This is a genomic window from Sphingomonas sp. HMP6 (genome assembly GCF_013374095.1).
Lineage (GTDB): Bacteria > Pseudomonadota > Alphaproteobacteria > Sphingomonadales > Sphingomonadaceae > Sphingomonas.
Map to the genome: position 1 here is coordinate 690,375 of NZ_AP022672.1, position 20,940 is coordinate 711,314.

The following is a 20,940-nucleotide window of genomic DNA, read 5'->3' on the forward strand; positions in this document are numbered from 1 at the left end:
TGAGTGCGTCAGCCCGACACCCTATTTCACCGTCAACCACAGGAGATTTATCATGGCCACCAAGCAGATCACCGACGCGAGCTGGGAAGCAGACGTTACCAACGCGACCGGCCCCGTACTGGTCGATTTCTGGGCGGAATGGTGCGGCCCGTGCAAGATGATCGGGCCGAGCCTTGAGGAAATCTCCGACGAACTGGGCGAGCAAGTGACGATCGCCAAGCTCAACATCGACGACAATCCCGATGCGCCTGGCAAGTTCGGCGTGCGCGGCATTCCGACGATGATCCTGTTCAAGAACGGCGTTCCTGCGGCGACCAAGGTCGGTGCCGAACCTAAGGGCAAGTTGAAGGCATGGCTCGAGGGCGAGCTGGGGTGATGCTGTATCGCCGCCCGTTCGTCTGGAGCTAGCGGCGATCCCTCGACTTGATAGTTTTACTTGCCCCGGCTCAAAGATCGGCAATAAGTCGAGCAACTTGCAAAAAACTGCGAGTCGGGGGGGATCATGACGTCTTATATCTTTAGAGCTGGGTTGGCCGTGTGTGTGGTAGCGTCGCAGGTGCCAGCGTATGTCTCTGCGCAAACCGCAGCTGCGCCGTCTGCTGAAACGATCATAGCACCGATTGCCGCGCCATCAGCGGCCAATGCGGTCCTGCGTGTCGGCACCGAAGTGCCGCTCAAATTGTCGGAAACGTTGACGACCAAAGGGAAGATGCTACGCGTCGGACAGCGCTTTCATATGGAAGTTGCCTCCGACATTGTCGTTCAAGGCATCACGGTCGTGCCCGCCGGAAGCCCGGCAATGGGAGAAATTACTGACGTTCGGAACAAGGGAATGTGGGGCAAATCCGGCCATCTCTCCGCGCGTATTTTGTATGTTACGGTCAATGGCCGGCAAATCCGCATGAGCGGTGCTTTTGACGACAAGGGTGTTGCCGGGGGCATTGGTGCAGCAGCAGTTTCGGCAGTCGTGTTCTTGCCTGCCGGATTCTTCATGACGGGTACCAGCGCTCAGGTCCCGCTTGGTGCAGCGGTGAAAGGGTTCATCGACGAGGACGTGCCGCTTGCGATCGCCTCCGCAGCGATGGCACCGTTGCCGGTCGCGGCACCTGCGGCTCCGGCTGCAGTTCCCGCGTCTATTCCAGCGTCAGCGGTGGTACCGAAGTAAATTTGTGTATCCATGACGACCGTCGATTATGGCGACACGTAATCGGCAATATCTCGATCAACTCCGATAGTCGGCGTTGATCGAGATGTAACCATGGGTGAGGTCGCACGTCCAAACGGTCGCGCGGCCTTCGCCTAGGCCGAGATCAACGCCGATTTCGACGTCCTGCCCTTTCAAATGCGCCGCGACCGGGGCCTCGTCATAGCCGGCGACGGCCAGTCCGCCCGATGCGACCTGCGTGTTGCCGAAGCGGATGCTCAGCAAGTCGCGCTCGGCGGGTTCGCCGGCCTTGCCGACCGCCATCACCACGCGACCCCAATTGGCATCCTCCCCCGCGATCGCCGTTTTCACCAGCGGTGAGTTGGCGATGCTCATCGCGATCGTGCGCGCGCTCGCGTCGCTGTCGGCGCCGGTCACCGCGATCTCGATGAATTTCGACGCGCCCTCTCCGTCGCGCACCACGAGGTGCGCGAGTTGCAGGCACAGGTCCGACAGCGCGGCACGGAACGCATCGGCCCCGTCATCCTCCGATTCGGTGAGCGGTGCATTGCCCGCCGCCCCGGTCGCAAACGCCAGCACGGTGTCGCTCGTCGAAGTGTCGCTGTCGACGGTAATGCTCGAAAAACTCGACCGATTCGCTTCGGCAAGGGCCGCCTGCAGGAACATCGGATCGACCGCTGCATCGGTAAAGATAAAGCCGAGCATCGTCGCCATATCCGGCGCGATCATGCCCGATCCCTTGATGATGCCAACCAAAGTCACCGTCCGCCCATCGACGATCGCATTGGTCATCGCACCCTTGGCGAAGGTGTCGGTGGTGCCGATCGTGTTGGCGACATCCTCCCACGAACAGGGCGTGGCGGTGAAGGCGGCGTCGAGCCCGGCCTCGGCCTTGTCGATTGGCAAGGGCACGCCGATCACACCGGTCGACGCGACGAAGATGTCGGACGGCTGGCACCCCAAATGCCCGGCCGCCCGCGCGGCGATCGCCTCGACCGCCGCGCGGCCACGCTGCCCGGTAAAGGCGTTGGCGTTGCCCGCGTTCACCACGAGTGCACGCGCGTGCCCCAGCGCGAGCGCGGCGCGGCACCATTCGACCTCGGGAGAGGGGCATTTGCTTTGCGTCGTCACGCCCGCGACGCTGGTGCCGGGGGCGAGCGTGACGAAGGTCAGGTCGCAGCGGTCCCAGTTCTTATAGTGCGCGCGCGCGACATGAGGCGCTATGCCGGCGATCGGCGGCATCGCGGGGAATGGGCGGGCGAGCGGTGAGGGTGTGTGCGGCATCCGGAAATCCAGACCTTTCGGGTGCAATCAAGTGCCCGGGCGCTCGCACGCGATTTGTGTTTTTGCAAGGTGCGACTGTCCCGGATTTAGACGTCGCTAACCATAAGAAGCGCTGGCCGAAATCGTAAACAAAGCGTTAACTCATCGCCATGCAACGCACTCTCTCAGCGATGGCGCCAGCCTCGCGCCACCCTTTTCGTCAAACGCTGGTGCTGACGCGGCTGGATCAGGCGCGGGACCGAGATGACAATGACATCAAGCTGTTCGCACTTGCGTTTTCGGCCTTCTTCATCTGCTTCTACACCTTTATCGCGTGAAGCTTACGGTGTGACGTCGGCAGTCAGTCGCACGCCTGATGCAGCTTGTAAGCAAGCCAGGCCGCGACCGGGCTCATCAACGCGACCAACAGCAGCATATTTTCGGGTGTGACACCGGCGATCGACAAAGCCTGTACCGATACCGCACCGATCACCATCGCTCCGGCATTGACGACATTGTTGGCGGCCACGGTCCGCGCGGTCTGATCCTTGGTCACGGTCGTGGTGAGGAAGGCATAGAGCGGCACCACGAACATGCCGCCGCTGACGGCGATGCCCATCAGGACCAGGATCACCATAATCGCCCGCGGCAGTTCGATGAAATCGACCAGGTCGTACAGCGTCCCCGCCGGGGCCGCCGGCCAACCTCGACACAATAAGGAGAAGGCGACGACGAACACCCCCATCACCATCACCGAGGCAGGCCCGTAGCGCGCCGAGGTATGCCCCTTCAGCAAGGCGTTGATGAGCACCGAGCCAACCGCCACGCCGATCGAAAACAGCGCAATCATCAGTGTCGAGACATGTTTGTCGGCAGTCAGTACGTTCTTAGCCAGCGGCGGGAAAATGATGATCAGCACCGCGCCCATCGTCCAGAAAAAGCTGATCGCGCAAATCGCCAGGAACAGGCGTCGGATGTGCATCGTCCCCGAGATTAGCCGCCACGATGCGGTGAACGGGTTGTAGTCGATCTTGAGCTTCGGCCCCTCGCGCGGTGCAGGCGGCACTTGGAAGGCGACCGCCCAGCCAATCAGCGCGACGACAAGCACCGCGATCGCGGCGTGTTCCACCGCCATCACTCCGGCGAGCACCGTGCCGAGTAGGATCGCGATATACGTCGCCGCCTCGACCAACCCGGTACCGCCAAGCACTTCGTCCTCATGCAGATGTTGTGGCAGGATCGCGTATTTGATCGGACCGAAAAAGGTCGAGTGCACGCCGAGGAACAGCACCGCACCAAGCATCAGGCCGAGTCCGACTTGCGTGAAGCCGTATAGCGCCAGCATCATGCCCGCAGCACCGAGCAGCATGATGGCGATTTCGGCAGTCTTTACGATGCGGATGATCCGGGCTTTATCGTGGCTGTCGGCCAATTGCCCCGACAGCGCGGACAGCAGCATGAACGGCAAGATCCCAAGCGCGGTCGCGATTGCGTTGAAATTCTGTTCGGTCTCGGCGCTGTTGTAGATGTGATAGGTGGCGAACAGCACCATGCTCGTCTTGAACAGATTGTCGTTGAAGGCTCCCAGAAACTGCGTCACGAAAAGTGGCAGAAAACGGCGCTCTTTCAGCAAGCCGAGCGCATTGAGCATGATGTCGTCGGGGCCTCGAAATGACGGAACAGGCCCTGTCCATAGACCAGTGGTGATGGCAGCAGCAACCCGATTGTCGTCTCGGTCGCGTGCATTGCGGTGTTGCTGCGGGGTTTCGCCCGCCGCATCGCGCGGCTAGAGCGGGTCGGTGTTGACCTTACCCAATCTGCTCACCTTATCGCGGATCGTCGCGGTCCCGCTGCTGGCATGGTTCCTGTGGTGGCCGGGCTGGGCCGATGGCTATGCCGCCGGCTTCGTTTTGTACTGCCTGATGGGGATCACCGATTATTTCGACGGTTACCTGGCGCGCGCCAACGGAACGGTGTCGAAACTGGGTGTGTTTCTCGATCCGATCGCTGACAAGATCATGGTGGCGGCGGTGATTCTGCTGCTGGTCGGGACTCGCGACGGCAATCCTGCAGTCATCCAGGGGGTGCATCAGATTGCCGCGTTGATCATCTTGCTGCGCGAAATCGCGGTCTCGGGATTGCGCGAGTTCATGGCGCAGTTGCAGGTCTCGGTCCCGGTCTCGAAACTGGCGAAGTGGAAGACGACGCTGCAACTGGTCGCACTTGGCGCTTTGATCTTGGGCGGCGCCGTGCCGTTCTATCCGTGGGTCGCGCAGGTCGGTCTGGTCGCCTTGTGGGTCGCCGCGGCGCTGACAGTCATCACCGGCTGGGATTACCTCCGCGTCGGCTTGAAACATATGGATTGAGTCCGTGGCAATCGAGATAGTGTATTTTGCCTGGGTCCGCGAGCGGATCGGGCGGGGCAGCGAAATCGTCGATCCGCCGGCCGAGATCGACACGGTCGCGGCCTTGATTGCGTGGTTGTCGGCGGGAAGCGCCTTGCATGCTGAGGCGTTCGCGGATCGGACCCGGTTGCGGGCGGCGGTCGATCAGGTGTTTGTCGGGCTGGATGCTAAGGTGCTCGGCGCCCGCGAAGTGGCGATCTTTCCGCCGGTAACGGGCGGATGATCACGGTTGAACCAACGCCGATCGACGCGGGTGTCGAATTTGCGGCAATCGCAGTGCGCGGGGCGGGGGGCGTTGCAACCTTTGTCGGTCTGGTGCGCGCGGATGACGGCGTCGCGACATTGGAACTCGAACATTATCCCGGTGCGACCGAGGCGGCTTTGGCTGCCCTCGCGGCGGAAGCGGTGGAGCGCTGGGCGCTGATCGACGCACGGATTACGCACCGCGTCGGCGTCATGGTCCCGGGCGACATCGTCGTTTTCGTCGGTACGGCGGCCGCGCACCGCGCGGCGGCGCTCGAGGCTTGCGCCTTTCTGATCGACCGGCTCAAGACCGATGCCCCGTTCTGGAAGAAGGAGACGCGCGGGGACGCCGCGACTTGGGTAGAACCGCGCGGCAGCGACGATGCCGCCGCCGCGCGGTGGAGTGCTTAGAGCGTCGGCAGCACGACGCCGTTGACGACATGGACAACGCCGTTCGACTGCTTGACGTCAGGCGTTTCGATGAAGCTCTTGTTGCCGTTGACGTCGGTCAGCTGAACCGCCGTCTCGCTGACATCGAGCGTCAGCGGCTCACCTTCGACCGTGGTCAGCACGACCTTGCCGCCACTCGCCTTCGCTCTTTCCTTAAGATCGGCGAAGGTGATCGTCCCGGGCACCACGTGATACGTCAGCACCTTGGCGAGCGTCGCCTTGTTCTCGGGCTTCAACAACCTGTCCACTGTGCCCGGCGCAAGCCGCGTAAAGGCATCGTTGGTTGGCGCGAACACCGTGAACGGGCCTGGGCCGGACAGCGTGGTCGCCAGGCCCGCTGCCTTAACCGCGGCAACCAGCGTCGAGAGGTTGGGGGCTGCGGCGGCGTTGACCGCGATCGGCTTTGTAGCGTCCATCGCAACGCCGCCAACGGTCGGATTTGCAGCGGGTGCAGCGGGTGCCGCCGTCGTCGGTGCCGCAGCGGCTGGATCTGCCGCCGTCGGTGCGGTGGTCTGTGCGGTCGCCGCCGTTGCGATCGACAATGCGCCGGCGAATGCGGCGCTCAAGTACAGCGTGTTCTTGGAAGTCATGATGTTCTCCACTCAATACGGGCGCGTCCAAGTGGGACGTCGCAAGGGAGATACGGGTGAGCGACGATTTGGTTTCCTAAGCAGCCTCCGCCAGCGCAGTCGCGAGCAGTTGGAAGTCCTTTTCGCGCGGCGATCCGCGACGCCAGACAAGTGCTATCCGACGCGAGGGATTGGCGGCGTCGAGCGGCCGCGCGACCAGCCCGGTATGGTCGAGAATGCCGGCTTTAAGCGCCATTTCGGGCAGCATCGTCAGCCCCAGGCCATTGTCGATCATCTGCACGATCGTGTGCAGCGACGTCCCCATCATCGTCGCTTCGGCGCGCAATTCGGGGCGGGCACAGGCCGAGAGAGCGTGATCCTTCAGGCAATGCCCGTCCTCGAGCAGCAGCAAGCGCGTTTCGTCGATTTCGGTCGCGGGCATGGCAAGCGCGACGTTGCCCATCTCGCCGGGCTGTCCTGCGATGAACAATTTGTCGTCGAACAGGAATTGGGACGCCACCTCACCGCACGCATAGGGCAAGGCGAGCAGCACGCAATCGGCGCGTCCGTGGTGCAGCCTCTCGCATGCGGGTCCGCTCGGCTCCTCGCGCAGGAACAGCTTCAGGTCGGGGTAATCCCGCCGCAAGCGCGGCAGGATGCGCGGCAGCATGAACGGCGCGATCGTCGGGATGACGCTCATGCGCATCTCGCCCGACAAAGGGCGTCCGGCGGCGCGCGCCATGTCGCCAAGCTCTTCCGCCTCCCGGAGCACGCCGCGCGCCTTGTCGGCGATTCGGTCTCCAAGCGGCGTAAAGCGCACCACGCGCCGGGTGCGTTCGACCAGGACTACGCCGATCAGCGTTTCCAGCTCGCGAATTCCCGCCGAAAGCGTGGATTGCGTGACGAAGCACGCCTCAGCCGCCCGTCCGAAATGGCCTTGGTCCTGTAAAGCAACCAGATATTGCAGCTGCTTCAGCGTCGGCAGGTACGTCGCCATTTATCGCTCCACTCGATCAACAACGAGTAAATAACCCATTGGATCGATAATAAACAGACCCTATATGCAGCCTGGCGAAGACGGCGAAGCACGCCGCGTGCGAGGATGTCGAACAAGGCCCCGTTTCATCAGGAGGCCACGATTATGCTTACCATCGGCGACAAGCTCCCCGACTTCACCGTCCCCGTCCAGCAGGGCACCAACGCGCTTCCAGCCGGTGAGACGCTCAGCCAGGACGCGTTCCCCGGCAAGTGGAAGGTGCTGTTTTACTGGCCGAAGGATTTCACCTTCGTCTGCCCGACCGAGATCGTCGGTTATGCGAACCTGAAGCAGGACTTTGAGGATCGTGATGCCGTTCTGATCGGCGCATCGACCGACACCGCACACGTCCACCTCGCCTGGCGCAAGTCGGACCCGGATCTGGCGGCAGCCGATTTCCCGTGGCTGGCGGATAACGGTGCGACGCTCGCATCGGCGCTCGGCATTCTCGACAAGAACGAGCATGTCGCATTCCGCGCGACCTTCATCGTCGATCCCGACAACATCATTCAGGCGGTGCAGGTCAACGGCCTGAACGTCGGCCGCAACCCCGCCGAGACGCTGCGCGTGCTCGACGCGCTGCAGACCGATGAGCTGTGCCCGTGCAACTGGAACAAGGGCGACGACGTCCTCCAGCTCGCGGCGTAAGCAGCGCAAATTCCCCTCCCGCTCGCGGGAGGGGTTAGGGGAGGGGCGTGCCGTAATCGGAGCGCCCCTTTTCTATGTCAGACACTCCCCCAAACCTCTCCCGCTTGCGGGAGGGGCGTTAGAAAGAGAATTCCATGTCACTCAAGGATTTCGCCGGGGCGCTCCCGGATTTCGCCAAGGACATCCGGCTCAACGTCGGGTCGCTGCTCAACGAAGCGCATTTGCCCGACCAGCAGAAGTTCGGCCTGCTGCTCGCCTGCGCGCACGCCACCGGTTACAAGCCGCTGGTCGACGCCGCCGAGCTCGAATGCGCGCCAAAGCTGTCGCCCGAAGCGGCCAATGCGGCGCGCGGCGCGGCGGCGCTGATGGCGATGAACAACGTCTATTACCGCTTCACCCATCTGGCCGGGAATGACGAATATCAGCGGATGCCCGCCAAGCTGCGGATGAATTTGATCGGGCAGCCCGGCATCGACAAGGTCGATTTCGAACTTTTCAGTCTGGCGGTCAGCGCGATGAACGGCTGCGGCATGTGCATCGACAGCCATGAGCAGATCCTGAAAAAGGCCGGTGTTACCGCCGAGGCGATTCAGACTTCGGTGCGGATCGGCGCCGTGATGAAGGCCGTCGCGACGGTCCATTCGGCGTTGAGCTAAACCCGACCTTAGGCGAGCGCCGCCCAGATCGAATAGGCGCTCGTCACGGTCAGCAGGGTGCCGACCAAACCCATCAACGGGCGTGGCGGCACCCGCTTGGCGATCACCGCGCCAAACGGGGCGGCGAGCAAGCCGCCGATCAGGATCCCCAGCGTCTGCAGCGTGAAGGCGGCAAACCCCAGCGTCGCGATGAAGGTCGCGGAGATCGTTGCGGTCAGGAAGAATTCCGACGTGTTCACCGTGCCGATCGTGGTGCGCGGCGGGGACCCCTGCACCAGCAGGTTGGAGGTCACCACCGGCCCCCAACCGCCGCCTCCCGCCGCATCGAGGAAGCCGCCTGCGAAGCCGAGCGGTTCGATAATCTTGGGCTCGCGCGGTTCGACCCGGCCGCGCCAGGCGCGGTACAGCAGATACAGACCGATCGCCGCGAGATAGGTCATCACAAACGGTCGCGCGACCGACCCGTCGATGTTGCTGAGGACATAGGCGCCGAGAATTCCGCCGAGCACGCCGGGAATCACGAGCCGCCGGAAAAGTCGCCAATCGACGTTGCGATGCAGAATGTGGCTCACGCCCGATGCTGCAGTGGTAAACGTTTCCACTGCGTGGACGGTGGCCGAGGCAAGGGCAGGGGGCACGCCGAGGAATACCACCAGCAAGGTGCTGTTGATGATTCCGAACGCCATGCCGAGCGCGCCATCGACCATCTGCGCGGCAAAACCGACCAGAATGAACGGGAGCATCACCGCGAAAATCGCTGCAAAATCGACGGTTGAAAGGTCTGGCATGCTCAATCCTGCACCGCGCCGTCAAAATCCCACAAGGTAGATAGGGTTTAGGCGTCCCAAGTTAACGATGGGACGGTTCTTTAATTCGGTGGGCCGACGCCCTAGATAGTCGCAGATACAAAGGGGATACCGGCATGATGGGACGATTGATCGCCTATCTCGATTCGATCAAGGCACGCGACCCGGCCCCCCGCTCGCGGCTCGAAATTCTGACTTACCCCGGCGTATGGGCGTTGGGGTATCACCGCGTCGCACACGCGCTGTTCAAGGCCCGGCTGTTCTTCCTTGCGCGCGCGGTTAATCACTTCTCGCGCTTCCTCACCGCGATCGACATTCATCCGGGCGCGACGATCGGTCGTAATTTCTTCATCGACCATGGTTTCGTGGTGATCGGGGAAACGGCGTTGATCGGCGACAACGTCACCATCTACCAGTGCGTGACGCTGGGCGGGACCAACCCCGACAATGGCGTCGCGGGCAAGCGCCACCCGACTTTGTGCGACAATGTCATCATCGGATCCGGCGCGCAGGTGCTCGGGCCGATCACGATGGGCAAGGGGTCGCGCGTCGGTGCCAATGCCGTGGTAACGCGCGACGTGGTCGAAGGCGCGGTGATGGTCGGCATCCCGGCGCGCGCGACGATGGTCGAGGGCGGCCAGAAGCCGAGCGGCTTCCTGGCGTATGGCACCCCGTGCAGCGAGATGTTCGATCCGGCGACACAGAAGGTCGAATTGCTGCGCTGCGAACTGGAGACGATGCGCAAGCGGCTCGACGCGTTGCTCGCGGAGAATGAGGATCAGCGCGATCGTGCGTGATCCGGTGTTCGCCGTCTGATGGGGACCGTCACACCTTTTCCCGTTCCGCGAGGGGTCGCGCCGCAAATCGGGTTCGAGCGTCTTGAGCTGACGCGGATTCTCGACCTCTATGGCCGGATGGTCGCGGCGGGGCTGTGGCGCGATTATGCGATCGAATTCGCACACGATGCCGCAATCTTCGCCGCCTTCCGCCGCGCTGCAGAACGCCCTGAGTTCCGGATCGAGAAGCGCCCGGCGCTGCGGAACAAGCAGGGGATGTGGGCGCTGATCGGCGAGCAGGGCATGGTGCTGAAACGAGGCCACGAGCTGGGCCCGGTCCTCGCGCCCGTAGAGCGGCGATTGATGAAAATCGTCGACTAGGCGGCGCTGCTGTGACCGGCTCAGGTGCTTGATACGCCTTATCCCGTTCGCCCTGAGCTTGTCGAAGGGCTGCGCGCCACACATCCCACATTGATCGTGGCGCGCAGGGCTTCGACAGCCCCGGATCAGGTCCAGGGCCGAACGGGAAAGCGAATGGATCGCTATATCAGGCCGCCACCATCTGCCCGACGGGCGGCAGGCGATCGCCGATGCTGCCGAGCATCCCGACAACGGTCCGCCGCATCGTCGGCCAAAACGCCGAGAGCGTCAGCAGTGCCGACCCGATCACCAGCGCGGTGAATGCCCAGGCAAGTTCGACCGCGCCCGCATTCTGGAACAGCGCATACATCGCATAGAGCACGTAGACGAGGCTGGAGACGAGCAACGCGCGCCGGTCGACCGCCAGCGCGACGAAGGCGAAGGCGAGGTACAGCGCGAGCACGATCAGCGCTGTACCGATGCCGATCTCCCCGCCGAACACGCCGAGCATGTGGAACACCGGATGCGCAATCATCGGTGCGGCGGCGAGATGAAGCCAGAAGGCGACATCCGAGCGGCGTGTCCGGCGTTCACGGTCGGACATGTCCCAGCGCATCGCCAGCGCGAACACGGCGACGCCGCAGACCAGTACCAGCGGATAGATCGCGTCCTTGTTGTCCGGGATTGCCGCCATTACCAGCCCGACGACGACCGCGGCTGCTGCTGCTGCGCCTGCAGCAACGGTGATCGGCACCATGAAGCGCCGCCAGTGCAGCCACGCGGCCGCCGTCGCCACCAGCGCGATGCCCGCACCGATTGCGGCATTGGTCGAATCGGAGAAATCGGGCCGCAGTTCGACCAAAACACCGATCAAGGTCGCTGCGACGCCACCGACGAAGGCGAGAAGGAGTAAGATGCTCGGCAGCGCCATGCGGCGCGCGCGCGTGAAATATTCGGCAAGCGACCAAGCGGCGACCGCGACCAGCGCCCCGGCCAGCGGCGTCGTGATCGACTTGCCGATCCACGCAACTGCGGTCAGCACCAGCGCCACCGCGATCGAGACGAAAATGTCGTTGAAGCCCGAGAGCAGCCGAAAATGTTCTTCGTCGACCGCCGGGGCGGCATTGCTCGCGGCGATGTGGTTGCGCAGCGCAGCGGCGGCCTGGGCACTGATTGCCCCGGCCGTCACCGCGCCGTCGATATCGCTTTCGCTATACATGGTGGTTCCTCCTGTTGATGACAGGAGGAATACCATAGGTGTAATGGTGTAGCAATACAGTGAGTGAGGACGCCCTCAGCCGCCTTGCAGCTTCTTGAGGATGCTCATCGACTGCTCCGACCCGCTCTGCGGGGTTAGCTCGCCGGTGCGATCGGTGATCTCGGCCCAATGCGCGGCGATTCCCTCGGGCGAGAGCTCGTCTCCGGTCAGCAATTTGCCTTGCGTCAGCGTGACATAGGCAGCCTGGAACACCCCCGCACCAGCACCGATGATCTGGTTGGTCGGGGCGTCCTCCGAGACGAGATAGAGCGCAGCAGGGGCGACCTTTTCGGGGGCGAAGGCCGCAAACGCCTCGGCCGGGAACAGATCCTCGGTCATCCGCGTGCCCGCGGTCGGGGCGATCGTGTTGACCTTGATGTTGTTCTTCGCGCCCTCGATCGCGAGCGTCTTGGTCAGGCCCGCGAGGCCGAGCTTGGCCGCGCCGTAATTCGCCTGGCCGAAATTTCCGTACAGGCCCGTCGAAGATGCGGTCATCAGGATGCGGCCGTAATTTTGCCCGCGCATCGTGTCCCACACCGCCTTGGTGCAATTGGCCGATCCGTTGAGATGCACGTCGATCACGAGTTTGAAATCGGCGGGCTCCATCTTGGCGAAGCTCTTGTCGCGCAGGACACCGGCGTTGTTGATCAGGATGTGAACACCGCCCCACTTGGCCTTCGCTTTGGCGACGAGCTCTACCATATGCTCATATTCGGTGACGCTGCCGCCGTCCGACATTGCTTCGCCACCCATTGCCTCGATTTCCTCGACGACCTTAAGAGCAGCGTCAGAATGGCCTGTGCCATCGCGTGCGCCGCCGAGATCGTTGACCACCACCTTGGCCCCGCGCCGCGCGAGTTCGAGCGCATAGGCGCGGCCCAAGCCACCACCGGCACCGGTGACGATGGCAACCTTGTTGTCGAAACGAATGGACATGAGCGGACTCCTCAAAAAATCGGTTGAGGCGTCCTAGGCGATTGTACGCGCGGTGCAAGCCACCGCCATACCGCAGACACGAAAAGCCGACGCGCGGAGTCCGCGAGTCGGCTCGGTATGCTTAAACGTGGGGTGAAAAACTTCCGCGAAATCTCAGCGCTTGCGCGGAGGGCGCGGCGTCGAATGCAGCCGCTCACCACGCGCGTTCGAACGCTCGGTGCATTGATCGACGACGGTCCGCGAACACATCGGATAGGAGCCCGTAGCGGGCATTGGTGCCGCTGGAGCCGCACCCGACATGTTGGCGTCTGGCGTCGTCATCGGGGTAGCTGGCGGCGTGGGAGCCATCGCTGGATCGGCGGGCTGTGCCGGCGGCGCGGGCTGCGTCATTGCGGGGTCTTGCGCGGGCGCGGGCATCGTCTGCGCGAGCGCCGGGGTGGCGACGGCGGCAGTGAGGGCTGCAAACATCATGAACTTCATGGGGAGTCTCCTGCGAACGGGCAGCATTGTGTGCTGCTCGCCCGCTCAAACGCACATGCCCGCGCATGGCTCCCGCTTTTCTTTACGCTCCCGAATCGAGCGCGTAGCCCGCCGAGCGCACGGTCCGGATGATATCGGGCCGTTCGCCGCGATTGATCGCTTTGCGCAGGCGGCGGATGTGGACGTCGACCGTGCGGCTTTCGATGTCGCTGTCATGCCCCCATACCGCATCCAGCAAGCGCTCGCGGCTGAACACCCAGCCGGGATGCTCCAGGAAATGCTTGAGCAAGCGGAATTCGGTCGGGCCGAGCGGGATTACCTCGCCCGAGCGGCGGACCTTATGGCCGACCGTGTCCATCTCGATGTCGGAATAGGTCAGCTGCTCGCCCGCCAGCGCCGGGCGAACGCGGCGCAGTACCGCGCCGACACGCGCAACCAGTTCGCGCGGGGAGAACGGCTTGGTGACGTAATCGTCCGCGCCGGTTTCCAGCCCGCGCACGCGATCCTCTTCTTCGCCGCGGGCGGTGAGCATGATGATCGGCACGTTCGCGGTTTCGGGCATCCGGCGCAGCCGGCGGCAGACCTCGATGCCCGACAGCCCTTCAACCATCCAGTCGAGCAGCACGATGTCGGGCGCATTTTCCTTGGCCAGCAGCAGTGCTTCCTCGCCATCGGGGGTTTGCGTGATCTCGAAATCCTCGCGCTTGAAATGCCAGATCAGCAGCTCGGCGAGCGCCGCATCGTCTTCCACCAGCAACATTTTGGCTCGTGCCATGTCGTTCGCTCCTTCAGGTCGTGGGCAGCTTAAGTAGTGGGCAGGGCGCCGCGGTCGCGCTCGGCCATGTGCGTGCCGGTCGCCGCGAAATAGATCATTTCGGCAATGTTGGTCGCGTGGTCGCCGACGCGTTCGAGGTTCTTGGCGACGAACAGCAATTGCGCGACCTGGCCGATCGTCTTGGGGTTTTCCATCATGTGGGTGACCAGCACGCGGAACAGGCTGTTGTAGAAATCATCGACTTGCCGGTCGCGATCGCACACTTCGACTGCCGCCTCGGCATCGCGCGCGGCAAAGGCGTCGAGCGCGTCGTGCACCATCTGCACCGCCAACGCCGACATGGCGGGGAGGACCGAGAGCGGCTCGATCTCGCCGTGGCTTTCGATCAGCGGCACGCGCTTGGCGATGTTCTTGGCGTAATCGCCGATCCGCTCCACCACGCCGGCGATCTTCAGCGCCGCGACGACCTCGCGCAGATCGTCGGCGAGCGGCGCACGCAGCGCGATGATCCGCACCGCCAGCGCCTCGACCTCCATCTCCAGCGCGTCGATTTTCTTGTCGCCTGCGACGATCGCGCGTGCGCCCTCCAGATCGTGGCGGCGCAGTGCCTCCATCGCGGCGGCAATGGCGTGTTCGGCCAAGCCGCCCATTTGCGCGATCAGTCCGCGCAACTGCCCGATCTCGTCGTCGAAGGCTTTCACTGTATGGTCGTTCAAGGGCATGTCCTATCAGCCGTACCGGCCGGTGATGTAATCTTTGGTCCGCTCCTGGCGGGGATTGGTGAAGATGTCCGAGGTTGCGCCATATTCGATCAGCGTGCCCAAGTGGAAAAAGGCAGTCCGCTGCGACACCCGCGCCGCCTGCTGCATGTTGTGCGTGACGATGACGATGGCATAGCGGCCCTTCAACTCGTGGATCAGCTCCTCGATCTTGGCGGTCGCGATCGGGTCGAGCGCCGAGCACGGCTCGTCCATCAGGATCACTTCGGGATCGACCGCGATCGCGCGGGCGATGCACAGGCGTTGCTGCTGGCCGCCCGACAGCGCGGTGCCGCTTTCGGTCAGCCGGTCCTTGACCTCATCCCATAGGCCAGCGCGGCGCAGCGACTTCTCGACGATCTCGGCGAGTTGCGGCTTGTTCGCGGCCAGGCCGTGGATGCGTGGCCCATAGGCGACATTCTCGAAGATCGATTTGGGGAAGGGATTTGGCTTCTGAAAGACCATGCCGACGCGGGCGCGGAGCTGCACGACGTCCATCTCGGGCGCGTAGATATCCTCGCCGTCGAGCGTGATGTCGCCCTCGACCCGCGCCGAGGCGACCGTGTCGTTCATGCGGTTGAGCGTGCGCAGGAAGGTCGATTTGCCGCAACCCGACGGGCCGATCAGCGAGGTGACCTGATCCGCGTCGAAATCGAGCGAGACGTCGTTGATCGCCTGCTTCGCCCCGTACCAGACGTTGACGTGGTGCGCGGCGATCTTGGGTTGGTTCGGAATGGTCACCAGCGAGTCTCGAATTTGTTGCGGAGGTAAATCGCGAAGCCATTCATCGCGAGCAGGAAGACGAGCAGGACGATAATCGCGGCGCTGGTCTTTTCGACGAAGCCGCGGTCGATCTGATCCGACCATAGGAAGATTTGCACCGGGAGCGCGGTGGCGGGATCGGTAATCTTGCCCGGCGGGGAGGCGATGAAGGCGCGCATCCCGATCATCAACAGCGGCGCGGTCTCGCCCAGCGCGCGGGCCATTCCGATGATCGTGCCGGTCAGGATGCCGGGCAAAGCCAGCGGCAGGACATGGTGGAAGACGACCTGGATCGGGCTCGCACCGACGCCAAGCGCCGCATCGCGGATCGAGGGCGGCACCGCCTTGATCGCGTTGCGACCGGCGATCACGATCACCGGCATCGTCATCAGCGCGAGCGTGAGCCCGCCGACGAGCGGTGCCGAACGCGGCAGGCCGAAAGTGCCGAGGAACACCGCCAGGCCAAGCAAGCCAAAGATGATCGAGGGCACGGCGGCGAGATTGTTGATCGAGACTTCGATTAGATCGGTCCAGCGGTTCCGCGGCGCATATTCCTCAAGGTAGAGCGCCGAGAGCACGCCGATTGGGAAAGCGAGGATCAGCGTCACGAACATGGTGAAGAGTGAGCCCTTGAACGCGCCCCAAATCCCAGCGCGGGTCGGGTCGTTCGAATCGGACGCGGTAAGGAAGGGTACGTTAACGCTGGTCGAGAGCGCGTTCTTGCTGCGCAACTGCGCGACGATCGCCTCGGCAGCGGGATCGCCCTGGCGCTTGGCCGCGACGTCGATCATACCGCCGGCGGGCACCCAGACCGTTGCGCGCGTGCCCAGGATCGCGGGATCGCGCTTCACCGCCGCACGCACGCTCAGCCACGCGCCGTCGGAGAGCAATTTGCCGCCATCCTTGCCGTAAGCGGCGACGGCGGCGGCGGCGGTCGCTTGCTCGATCCCGGCGCCTGCAAGCGCGAGATCCGCACCCGGACCGGTGAGCCGCGCCACGTCGAGCGTCAGGCCGGCGCGCGCGAAATCGATCGGCAGCGCAATCTGGGTCTGCAGGAAACCGCTCGCGCCGTTGACGATCATCGTCACCAGCAACACCGCGAGGAAACCGGCCGACATGACGACCGCTGCCAGCCCCATGAAACGGAAGCGCCGCTCGGCACCATAGCGGCGGCGGATACGGCGCTGCATCGACGTGGTGCGCCAGTCGGTCGGCGCACGCTCGGCCGGTTCCGCCGCAGTGACGGGGATGCCAGGAACCAGCGTGTCACTCATAAGCTTCGCGATACCGTTTCACGACCGTCAGCGCGACGATGTTGAGGAGCAGGGTGATGACGAACAACGTCAGCCCCAGCGCAAAGGCGGCGAGCGTCTTGGGGCTGTCGAACTCGGCCTCGCCGGTCAGCAGGTCGACGATTTGTTTGGTGACCGTCGTCGCGCTGGCGAAGGGGTTGAGCGTCAGCGTGGCGACGCCACTGGCGGCCATCACCACGATCATCGTCTCGCCGATCGCGCGGCTGACCGCGAGCAGAACGCCGCCGACGACGCCGGGCAGGGCGGCGGGCAGCAGCACCCGGCGGATCGTCTCGGACGCGGTCGCGCCCATCGCGAGGCTGCCGTCACGCATCGCCGCGGGCACGGCAGCGAGAGAATCGTCGGCCATCGAGGACACGAACGGGATGATCATCACCCCCATCACCAATCCGGCGGCGAGCGCGCTTTCCGAACTGGCATAGGTGATGCCGATCGACACCGCGAAATCGCGCACCGCAGGCGCCACCGTCAGCGCGGCGAAATAGCCGTAGACAACAGTGGGAACGCCCGCGAGCACCTCAAGGATCGGTTTCATCCACCGCCGCGCGGTCGGCGTCGCATATTGCGTCAGATACACCGCGCTCATCAGCCCGAACGGGATCGCTACGATCATCGCGATCACCGCGCCGATGAAGAACGTTCCCCAGAACAGCGGCACCGCGCCGAGCGTCTTGCCCGGATCGGCGGGATCGATGACTTGCGGGCTCCAATGCGTTCCGAACAGGAAATCGCCAATGGGTACAACGCTGAAAAAACGCCATGATTCGAACAGCAGCGAGGCGACGATGCCCATCGTGGTCAGGATCGCGATCAGCGATGCGCCGAGCAGGCCAGCCATCACGACATGCTCAATCTGGGTCCGCGCGCGGAAATCGGGGCGGACCCGTGTGTAGGCGAAGGCACCGCCGGCAAAGGCGAGCAGCAACGCCGCGGCGCTGCCGATCCAGTCGAACCGGCTCTGCGCGACGGCATAAGCGGGGGCGAGCTTTTGCGACAGCGGGTTGAACGCGCCGAAGCTGTTCCCCGCCGCCAGGTTGCGCGCTTCGGACAGGATCGCGGCGCGGTCGAACCCCGGCGGCGGCAGTTGTGCGGCGGCGGGATCGCGCAGCACGCGATCCGTCACCAGCGCAGGCGAAGTCGATGCCCATATGGTCAGGAACAGCGCCGCAGGGAGCATCGTCCACAAGGCGACATACCCGCCGAAATGCGACGGCAGCGAGCTGAACCGCGCGGTACTGCCGCGGCGGAAGCCGACCGCGCGCATCCGCGCGGTCAGCCAGCCGATCAGGCCCAGTCCCGCAATGACCAGAAAAAGCGCGAGCACCGACATCGCTATTGCAGCTGCGCCGGATCGAGCGGCGTCTCCGCCTTGACGATTTGCGCGCTCAGCTTGCGCACGTCCTCGGGCGCCGCAATCAGCCCCTTGGCGACGAGCGGGCCGCTCGGGTCCCACGCTTTTGCGTACAGCCCAAGATACTCGCGCAAGCCCTTGATCGCGGTGAGATGCGCTTTCTTCACATAAAGGAAGAGCGGGCGCGATCCGGGGTACGCCCCGCGCGCGATCGTCTCATAGGTCGGCTCGACCCCGTTCAGCGGCACGCCGTTCAATTTGTCCTTGTTTTCCTCGAGGTACGAATAGCCGAAGATGCCGATCGCATTGGGGTTGGACTGCAGCTTCTGGACGATCAGATTGTCGTTTTCGCCGGCATCGACATACGCACCGTCCTCGCGGATCGCGGTGCAGCGCTTGGCGTAGCCGGCCGGGTTCTTCTCCTTACTCTCGGCGAAGGACGGATCGATGGCATCGCACCCGCGCGCCAGGATCAGCTCGGCCAGCGCATCGCGCGTGCCGCTGGTTGAGGGTGGGCCGTAAATTTGGATCGGGATCGCCGGGAGCGCCGGGTTCACGTCTTTCCATGTCTTGGCCGCGTTGGGCTGGCCCATCGGCGTTGCGGCGAGCGCCTTGTACAGGTCCACCGCCGTCAGTTGCAGCTTCGGTCCCGATTTCGATTCGGCAAAGGCCACGCCGTCGAGCCCGATGTGAATCTCAAGAATCTCGTTGACGCCGTTCGCCTTGCACGTCGCATATTCGCTCGCCTTCATCCGGCGCGATGCGTCCTCGATATCGGGATGCGCGGCGCCGATTCCAGCGCAGAACAGCTTCATGCCGGCACCCGTTCCGGTCGCCTCGATCGCGGGGGATTTCACCCCCGGCGTCGCGTTGACGAGCTGTTCGGCGACGATCGTGCTGAAGGGAAATACCGTCGAGGATCCAACGACGGTGATGTGATCGCGCGATCCGGCGCCACCGCCATTGGCCTGATCCTGGCATGCGGCAAGCGCGAGCATCGATGCGGCGCATGGAAGGAGCGACAGTGTTGCAGCGATCCGGTTCATGGAATTTCCCCTACGGGCGTCACCTGCCCCGGAGTCGCGGTAACAGGGCGACGGGCACCCTGTGTGACACTCGCGTTACCGTTTGATGACAGGGTCCGCTTGGGCAGGAATATGCGCGGGGAGCATTACCGTAATCGTCGTGCCCGTGCCCATAATGCTCGCCACGTCGAGCCGCCCGCGATGCCGCTCGACGATATGCTTGACGATCGCGAGACCGAGCCCGGTCCCCCCGGCGGCGCGGCTGCGGCCGGGGTCGACACGGTAGAATCGCTCGGTCAGGCGGGGGACGTGCTCGGGCGCGATGCCGTCGCCTTCGTCCGCGACGCTGATCCGCACCATTCCGGCGGGATCGCGCCATAGCTTCACCGCGACCGGCGTATTCGGCCGTCCATATTTCATCGCATTGCCGATGAGATTGTGGAGCATCTGGCTCAATTGCGCGCGGTCGCCAATCACCGGCGGGACGCCCGGATCGATCGTAGCGACGATATCGTTGTTGCGCCGGTCCTGTCCGTCGAACAGTTCGGAGCGGACTTCGCCGATCAAAGCGCCGAGATCGACCGCGCGATCGGGCAGGCGATATTTTTCTGCTTCGATCCGGCTGAGCGAGATCAGATCCTCAACCAGCCGCTGCATCCGCCGTGCTTCGTCGAACATGATCTTCAGGAATCGCGCGCGCACCTCCGGGTCCGCTCCCGCCTTTTCGTCGCCCAGCGTCTCGATATAGCCGAGGATCGAGGCGAGCGGCGTGCGGAGTTCGTGGCTGGCGTTGGCGACGAAGTCGACGCGCATTCGCTCAGCCGCGTAGTTGCCGGTCTGATCGACCAGTTGCACGATTCGCTGCCCGCCGGCGGCGCGCCCGATGTGCATTTCCCAATGCTGATCCATCGTGCCGAGACCGACCAGATTGATCGGCCCCTGCGGCACGCCCGACATCGGACTGGCGAGGCGTTCCGCGGCACCCGGATGGCGTATCGCGACGCGGACATCCTCCCCCACGATATGCTTGCCCAGCAGCGCCAGTGCGACCGTATTGGCGTTGGTCACGCGACCGTCGGCAATAATCAGTACTGGTTCGACGATCGCCTCGATCACTTCCTGGATTGCAGGGGAGGGCGGCGCGGCGGGGACCGGAACGGGGCGCGGTAACTCGATCGGCTGATCGCCGACACCGGTCGCGACCAGCGCCGCGGCGATCCCGCCGACCAAGGTGATCAGCGCCGCCTCGACGCCCGAATCGATCAGGAACACCGCGATCGCCGCGACGAGCACGATGCCGATCGCCGAAAGCGTGCGCGAACCGAATCCCTGCAACATGAAACGGCCCTTAAGGTCCAATTCCAGCCATCACAATGGCGGTGCGCTTCTCGATCGCGGTTGCCCTGGGGCGGTCCGCTGGCGGAAAGATGCTTAACGCGGATAGCCTTGCTTGCCAGCGATTTGCGAATGTGAAAGGGCTAAACGTGATGAACGACGATCTGCCCGAAGCCCCGAATACGACCCGTCGCCGCGCGCTGATGCTCGGTGCCGTCGGGGCGGCGGCGGTCGTGTCGATCCGCCCAGCGTTGGCCGCGACCACGGCATCGATCTCGACGTGTGAAATCCCCGTTCCCGATCCGGGCCGCGCAGGCAGCTTCATCGCGCCAGACGGGACGACGGTGCCGAGCGGCACGCAGGGCGCCTTCGCGCCGCCCAGCCGACCTTTCAAGGGTGAGGAAGTCCGCACGGCGCTTGCCGGTGGGCAATTGCCGGGGACGAGCTACGATCAGAGCCGCGCCTACACCAATTACATCCGACGCCTGCAATCGGGGACGAGCGGCTTCACCTGCTTTGCGTCGTTGCAAATGCCGCGCGGCTGATCCGGTGGAAGATGCGGGCGGGGGG

General features: G+C 64.0%; 26 protein-coding genes. 11 read left to right on the forward strand and 15 right to left on the reverse strand.

Features of this window, described 5'->3' with window-relative positions:
* Positions 1–52: 52 nt before the first annotated feature.
* Positions 53–376 (forward strand): thioredoxin TrxA, encoded by a 324-nt coding sequence (trxA, locus tag HMP06_RS03575; protein ID WP_176495860.1) that lies wholly within the window; start codon positions 53–55, stop codon positions 374–376.
* A 126-nt stretch (positions 377–502) separates the two neighbouring features.
* Complete coding sequence (locus tag HMP06_RS03580) at positions 503–1,165, forward strand: hypothetical protein (RefSeq protein WP_232089852.1); 663 nt, start codon at positions 503–505, stop codon at positions 1,163–1,165.
* A gap of 57 nt (positions 1,166–1,222) precedes the next feature.
* Here HMP06_RS03580 and argJ read toward each other — a convergent pair whose 3' ends face one another.
* Entirely contained in the window at positions 1,223–2,449 is a 1,227-nt protein-coding gene (gene argJ / locus HMP06_RS03585) for a bifunctional glutamate N-acetyltransferase/amino-acid acetyltransferase ArgJ (RefSeq protein ID WP_176495861.1), read from the reverse strand.
* 149 nt (positions 2,450–2,598) lie between these two features.
* On the opposite strand from argJ, the gene HMP06_RS03590 reads away from it, so the two are divergent.
* Positions 2,599–2,766 carry a hypothetical protein gene (locus HMP06_RS03590; RefSeq protein ID WP_176495862.1) on the forward strand — a complete coding sequence of 56 codons (168 nt, stop codon included), beginning with the start codon at positions 2,599–2,601 and terminating at the stop codon, positions 2,764–2,766.
* Positions 2,767–2,789: 23 nt separating this feature from the next.
* On the opposite strand, the gene HMP06_RS03595 is transcribed toward HMP06_RS03590, so the two are convergent.
* Positions 2,790–4,079 (reverse strand): MFS transporter, encoded by a 1,290-nt coding sequence (locus HMP06_RS03595; RefSeq protein WP_176495863.1) that lies wholly within the window; start codon positions 4,077–4,079, stop codon positions 2,790–2,792.
* A gap of 148 nt (positions 4,080–4,227) precedes the next feature.
* Here HMP06_RS03595 and pgsA point away from each other — a divergent pair, with 148 nt between their 5' ends.
* The 3 genes from pgsA to HMP06_RS03610 are packed head-to-tail and all read left to right on the forward strand — an operon-like array spanning position 4,228 to position 5,487.
* Positions 4,228–4,794 (forward strand): CDP-diacylglycerol--glycerol-3-phosphate 3-phosphatidyltransferase, encoded by a 567-nt coding sequence (gene pgsA / locus HMP06_RS03600; protein ID WP_176495864.1) that lies wholly within the window; start codon positions 4,228–4,230, stop codon positions 4,792–4,794.
* A gap of 4 nt (positions 4,795–4,798) precedes the next feature.
* The gene (gene moaD, locus HMP06_RS03605; protein ID WP_176495865.1) at positions 4,799–5,056 is read left to right on the forward strand and encodes a molybdopterin converting factor subunit 1; all 258 of its coding nucleotides are present in this window, start codon (positions 4,799–4,801) and stop codon (positions 5,054–5,056) included.
* On the forward strand, positions 5,053–5,487 hold the full coding sequence (locus tag HMP06_RS03610) for a molybdenum cofactor biosynthesis protein MoaE (protein ID WP_176495866.1): 435 nt from the start codon (positions 5,053–5,055) through the stop codon (positions 5,485–5,487). Before moaD ends, HMP06_RS03610 begins: the two co-directional genes overlap by 4 nt.
* Here HMP06_RS03610 and HMP06_RS03615 read toward each other — a convergent pair.
* On the reverse strand, positions 5,484–6,116 hold the full coding sequence (locus HMP06_RS03615; protein WP_176495867.1) for a fasciclin domain-containing protein: 633 nt from the start codon (positions 6,114–6,116) through the stop codon (positions 5,484–5,486). The two genes, HMP06_RS03610 and HMP06_RS03615, sit on opposite strands and share 4 nt — an antisense overlap.
* A gap of 76 nt (positions 6,117–6,192) precedes the next feature.
* On the reverse strand, positions 6,193–7,092 hold the full coding sequence (locus HMP06_RS03620; RefSeq protein WP_176495868.1) for a hydrogen peroxide-inducible genes activator: 900 nt from the start codon (positions 7,090–7,092) through the stop codon (positions 6,193–6,195).
* Between the two features lie 144 nt (positions 7,093–7,236).
* On the opposite strand from HMP06_RS03620, the gene HMP06_RS03625 reads away from it, so the two are divergent.
* Both HMP06_RS03625 and HMP06_RS03630 read left to right on the forward strand, forming a co-directional pair.
* Positions 7,237–7,779 (forward strand): peroxiredoxin, encoded by a 543-nt coding sequence (locus tag HMP06_RS03625; RefSeq protein WP_176495869.1) that lies wholly within the window; start codon positions 7,237–7,239, stop codon positions 7,777–7,779.
* A gap of 134 nt (positions 7,780–7,913) precedes the next feature.
* Positions 7,914–8,435: a carboxymuconolactone decarboxylase family protein gene (locus HMP06_RS03630; RefSeq protein WP_176495870.1), complete on the forward strand. Its 522-nt coding sequence runs from the start codon at positions 7,914–7,916 to the stop codon at positions 8,433–8,435.
* A gap of 8 nt (positions 8,436–8,443) precedes the next feature.
* On the opposite strand, the gene HMP06_RS03635 is transcribed toward HMP06_RS03630, so the two are convergent.
* Positions 8,444–9,223 (reverse strand): sulfite exporter TauE/SafE family protein, encoded by a 780-nt coding sequence (locus HMP06_RS03635; RefSeq protein WP_176495871.1) that lies wholly within the window; start codon positions 9,221–9,223, stop codon positions 8,444–8,446.
* A 134-nt stretch (positions 9,224–9,357) separates the two neighbouring features.
* Between HMP06_RS03635 and epsC the strand changes: the two genes are divergently transcribed.
* Positions 9,358–10,038, forward strand: a complete 681-nt coding sequence (gene epsC / locus HMP06_RS03640; RefSeq protein ID WP_176495872.1) for a serine O-acetyltransferase EpsC — start codon at positions 9,358–9,360, stop codon at positions 10,036–10,038.
* An 18-nt stretch (positions 10,039–10,056) separates the two neighbouring features.
* Positions 10,057–10,398: a DUF2794 domain-containing protein gene (locus HMP06_RS03645; protein ID WP_176495873.1), complete on the forward strand. Its 342-nt coding sequence runs from the start codon at positions 10,057–10,059 to the stop codon at positions 10,396–10,398.
* Between the two features lie 166 nt (positions 10,399–10,564).
* Here HMP06_RS03645 and HMP06_RS03650 read toward each other — a convergent pair whose 3' ends face one another.
* The 10 genes from HMP06_RS03650 to HMP06_RS03695 form a co-directional block, all read right to left on the reverse strand.
* Entirely contained in the window at positions 10,565–11,596 is a 1,032-nt protein-coding gene (locus HMP06_RS03650) for a hypothetical protein (RefSeq protein WP_176495874.1), read from the reverse strand.
* A gap of 75 nt (positions 11,597–11,671) precedes the next feature.
* The gene (locus HMP06_RS03655; RefSeq protein WP_176495875.1) at positions 11,672–12,571 is read right to left on the reverse strand and encodes an SDR family NAD(P)-dependent oxidoreductase; all 900 of its coding nucleotides are present in this window, start codon (positions 12,569–12,571) and stop codon (positions 11,672–11,674) included.
* A 153-nt stretch (positions 12,572–12,724) separates the two neighbouring features.
* Positions 12,725–13,051, reverse strand: a complete 327-nt coding sequence (locus HMP06_RS03660; protein ID WP_176495876.1) for a hypothetical protein — start codon at positions 13,049–13,051, stop codon at positions 12,725–12,727.
* Between the two features lie 82 nt (positions 13,052–13,133).
* A complete protein-coding gene (gene phoB / locus HMP06_RS03665) occupies positions 13,134–13,826 on the reverse strand; it encodes a phosphate regulon transcriptional regulator PhoB (protein WP_176495877.1) in 693 nt (230 codons plus the stop codon).
* A 29-nt stretch (positions 13,827–13,855) separates the two neighbouring features.
* On the reverse strand, positions 13,856–14,548 hold the full coding sequence (phoU, locus tag HMP06_RS03670) for a phosphate signaling complex protein PhoU (protein WP_176495878.1): 693 nt from the start codon (positions 14,546–14,548) through the stop codon (positions 13,856–13,858).
* Between the two features lie 6 nt (positions 14,549–14,554).
* Positions 14,555–15,325, reverse strand: coding sequence for a phosphate ABC transporter ATP-binding protein PstB (pstB, locus tag HMP06_RS03675; protein WP_176495879.1), 771 nt, complete (start codon positions 15,323–15,325; stop codon positions 14,555–14,557).
* Complete coding sequence (gene pstA, locus HMP06_RS03680; RefSeq protein WP_176495880.1) at positions 15,322–16,620, reverse strand: phosphate ABC transporter permease PstA; 1,299 nt, start codon at positions 16,618–16,620, stop codon at positions 15,322–15,324. The genes pstB and pstA overlap by 4 nt, the downstream gene beginning before the upstream one ends.
* A complete protein-coding gene (gene pstC / locus HMP06_RS03685; protein WP_176495881.1) occupies positions 16,613–17,989 on the reverse strand; it encodes a phosphate ABC transporter permease subunit PstC in 1,377 nt (458 codons plus the stop codon). The genes pstA and pstC overlap by 8 nt, the downstream gene beginning before the upstream one ends.
* Positions 17,990–17,991: 2 nt before the next feature.
* Positions 17,992–19,056 carry a substrate-binding domain-containing protein gene (locus tag HMP06_RS03690; protein WP_176495882.1) on the reverse strand — a complete coding sequence of 355 codons (1,065 nt, stop codon included), beginning with the start codon at positions 19,054–19,056 and terminating at the stop codon, positions 17,992–17,994.
* A 75-nt stretch (positions 19,057–19,131) separates the two neighbouring features.
* Positions 19,132–20,373 (reverse strand): ATP-binding protein, encoded by a 1,242-nt coding sequence (locus HMP06_RS03695; protein WP_176495883.1) that lies wholly within the window; start codon positions 20,371–20,373, stop codon positions 19,132–19,134.
* Between the two features lie 149 nt (positions 20,374–20,522).
* Here HMP06_RS03695 and HMP06_RS03700 point away from each other — a divergent pair, with 149 nt between their 5' ends.
* The gene (locus HMP06_RS03700; RefSeq protein WP_176495884.1) at positions 20,523–20,915 is read left to right on the forward strand and encodes a hypothetical protein; all 393 of its coding nucleotides are present in this window, start codon (positions 20,523–20,525) and stop codon (positions 20,913–20,915) included.
* Positions 20,916–20,940 lie beyond the last annotated feature (25 nt).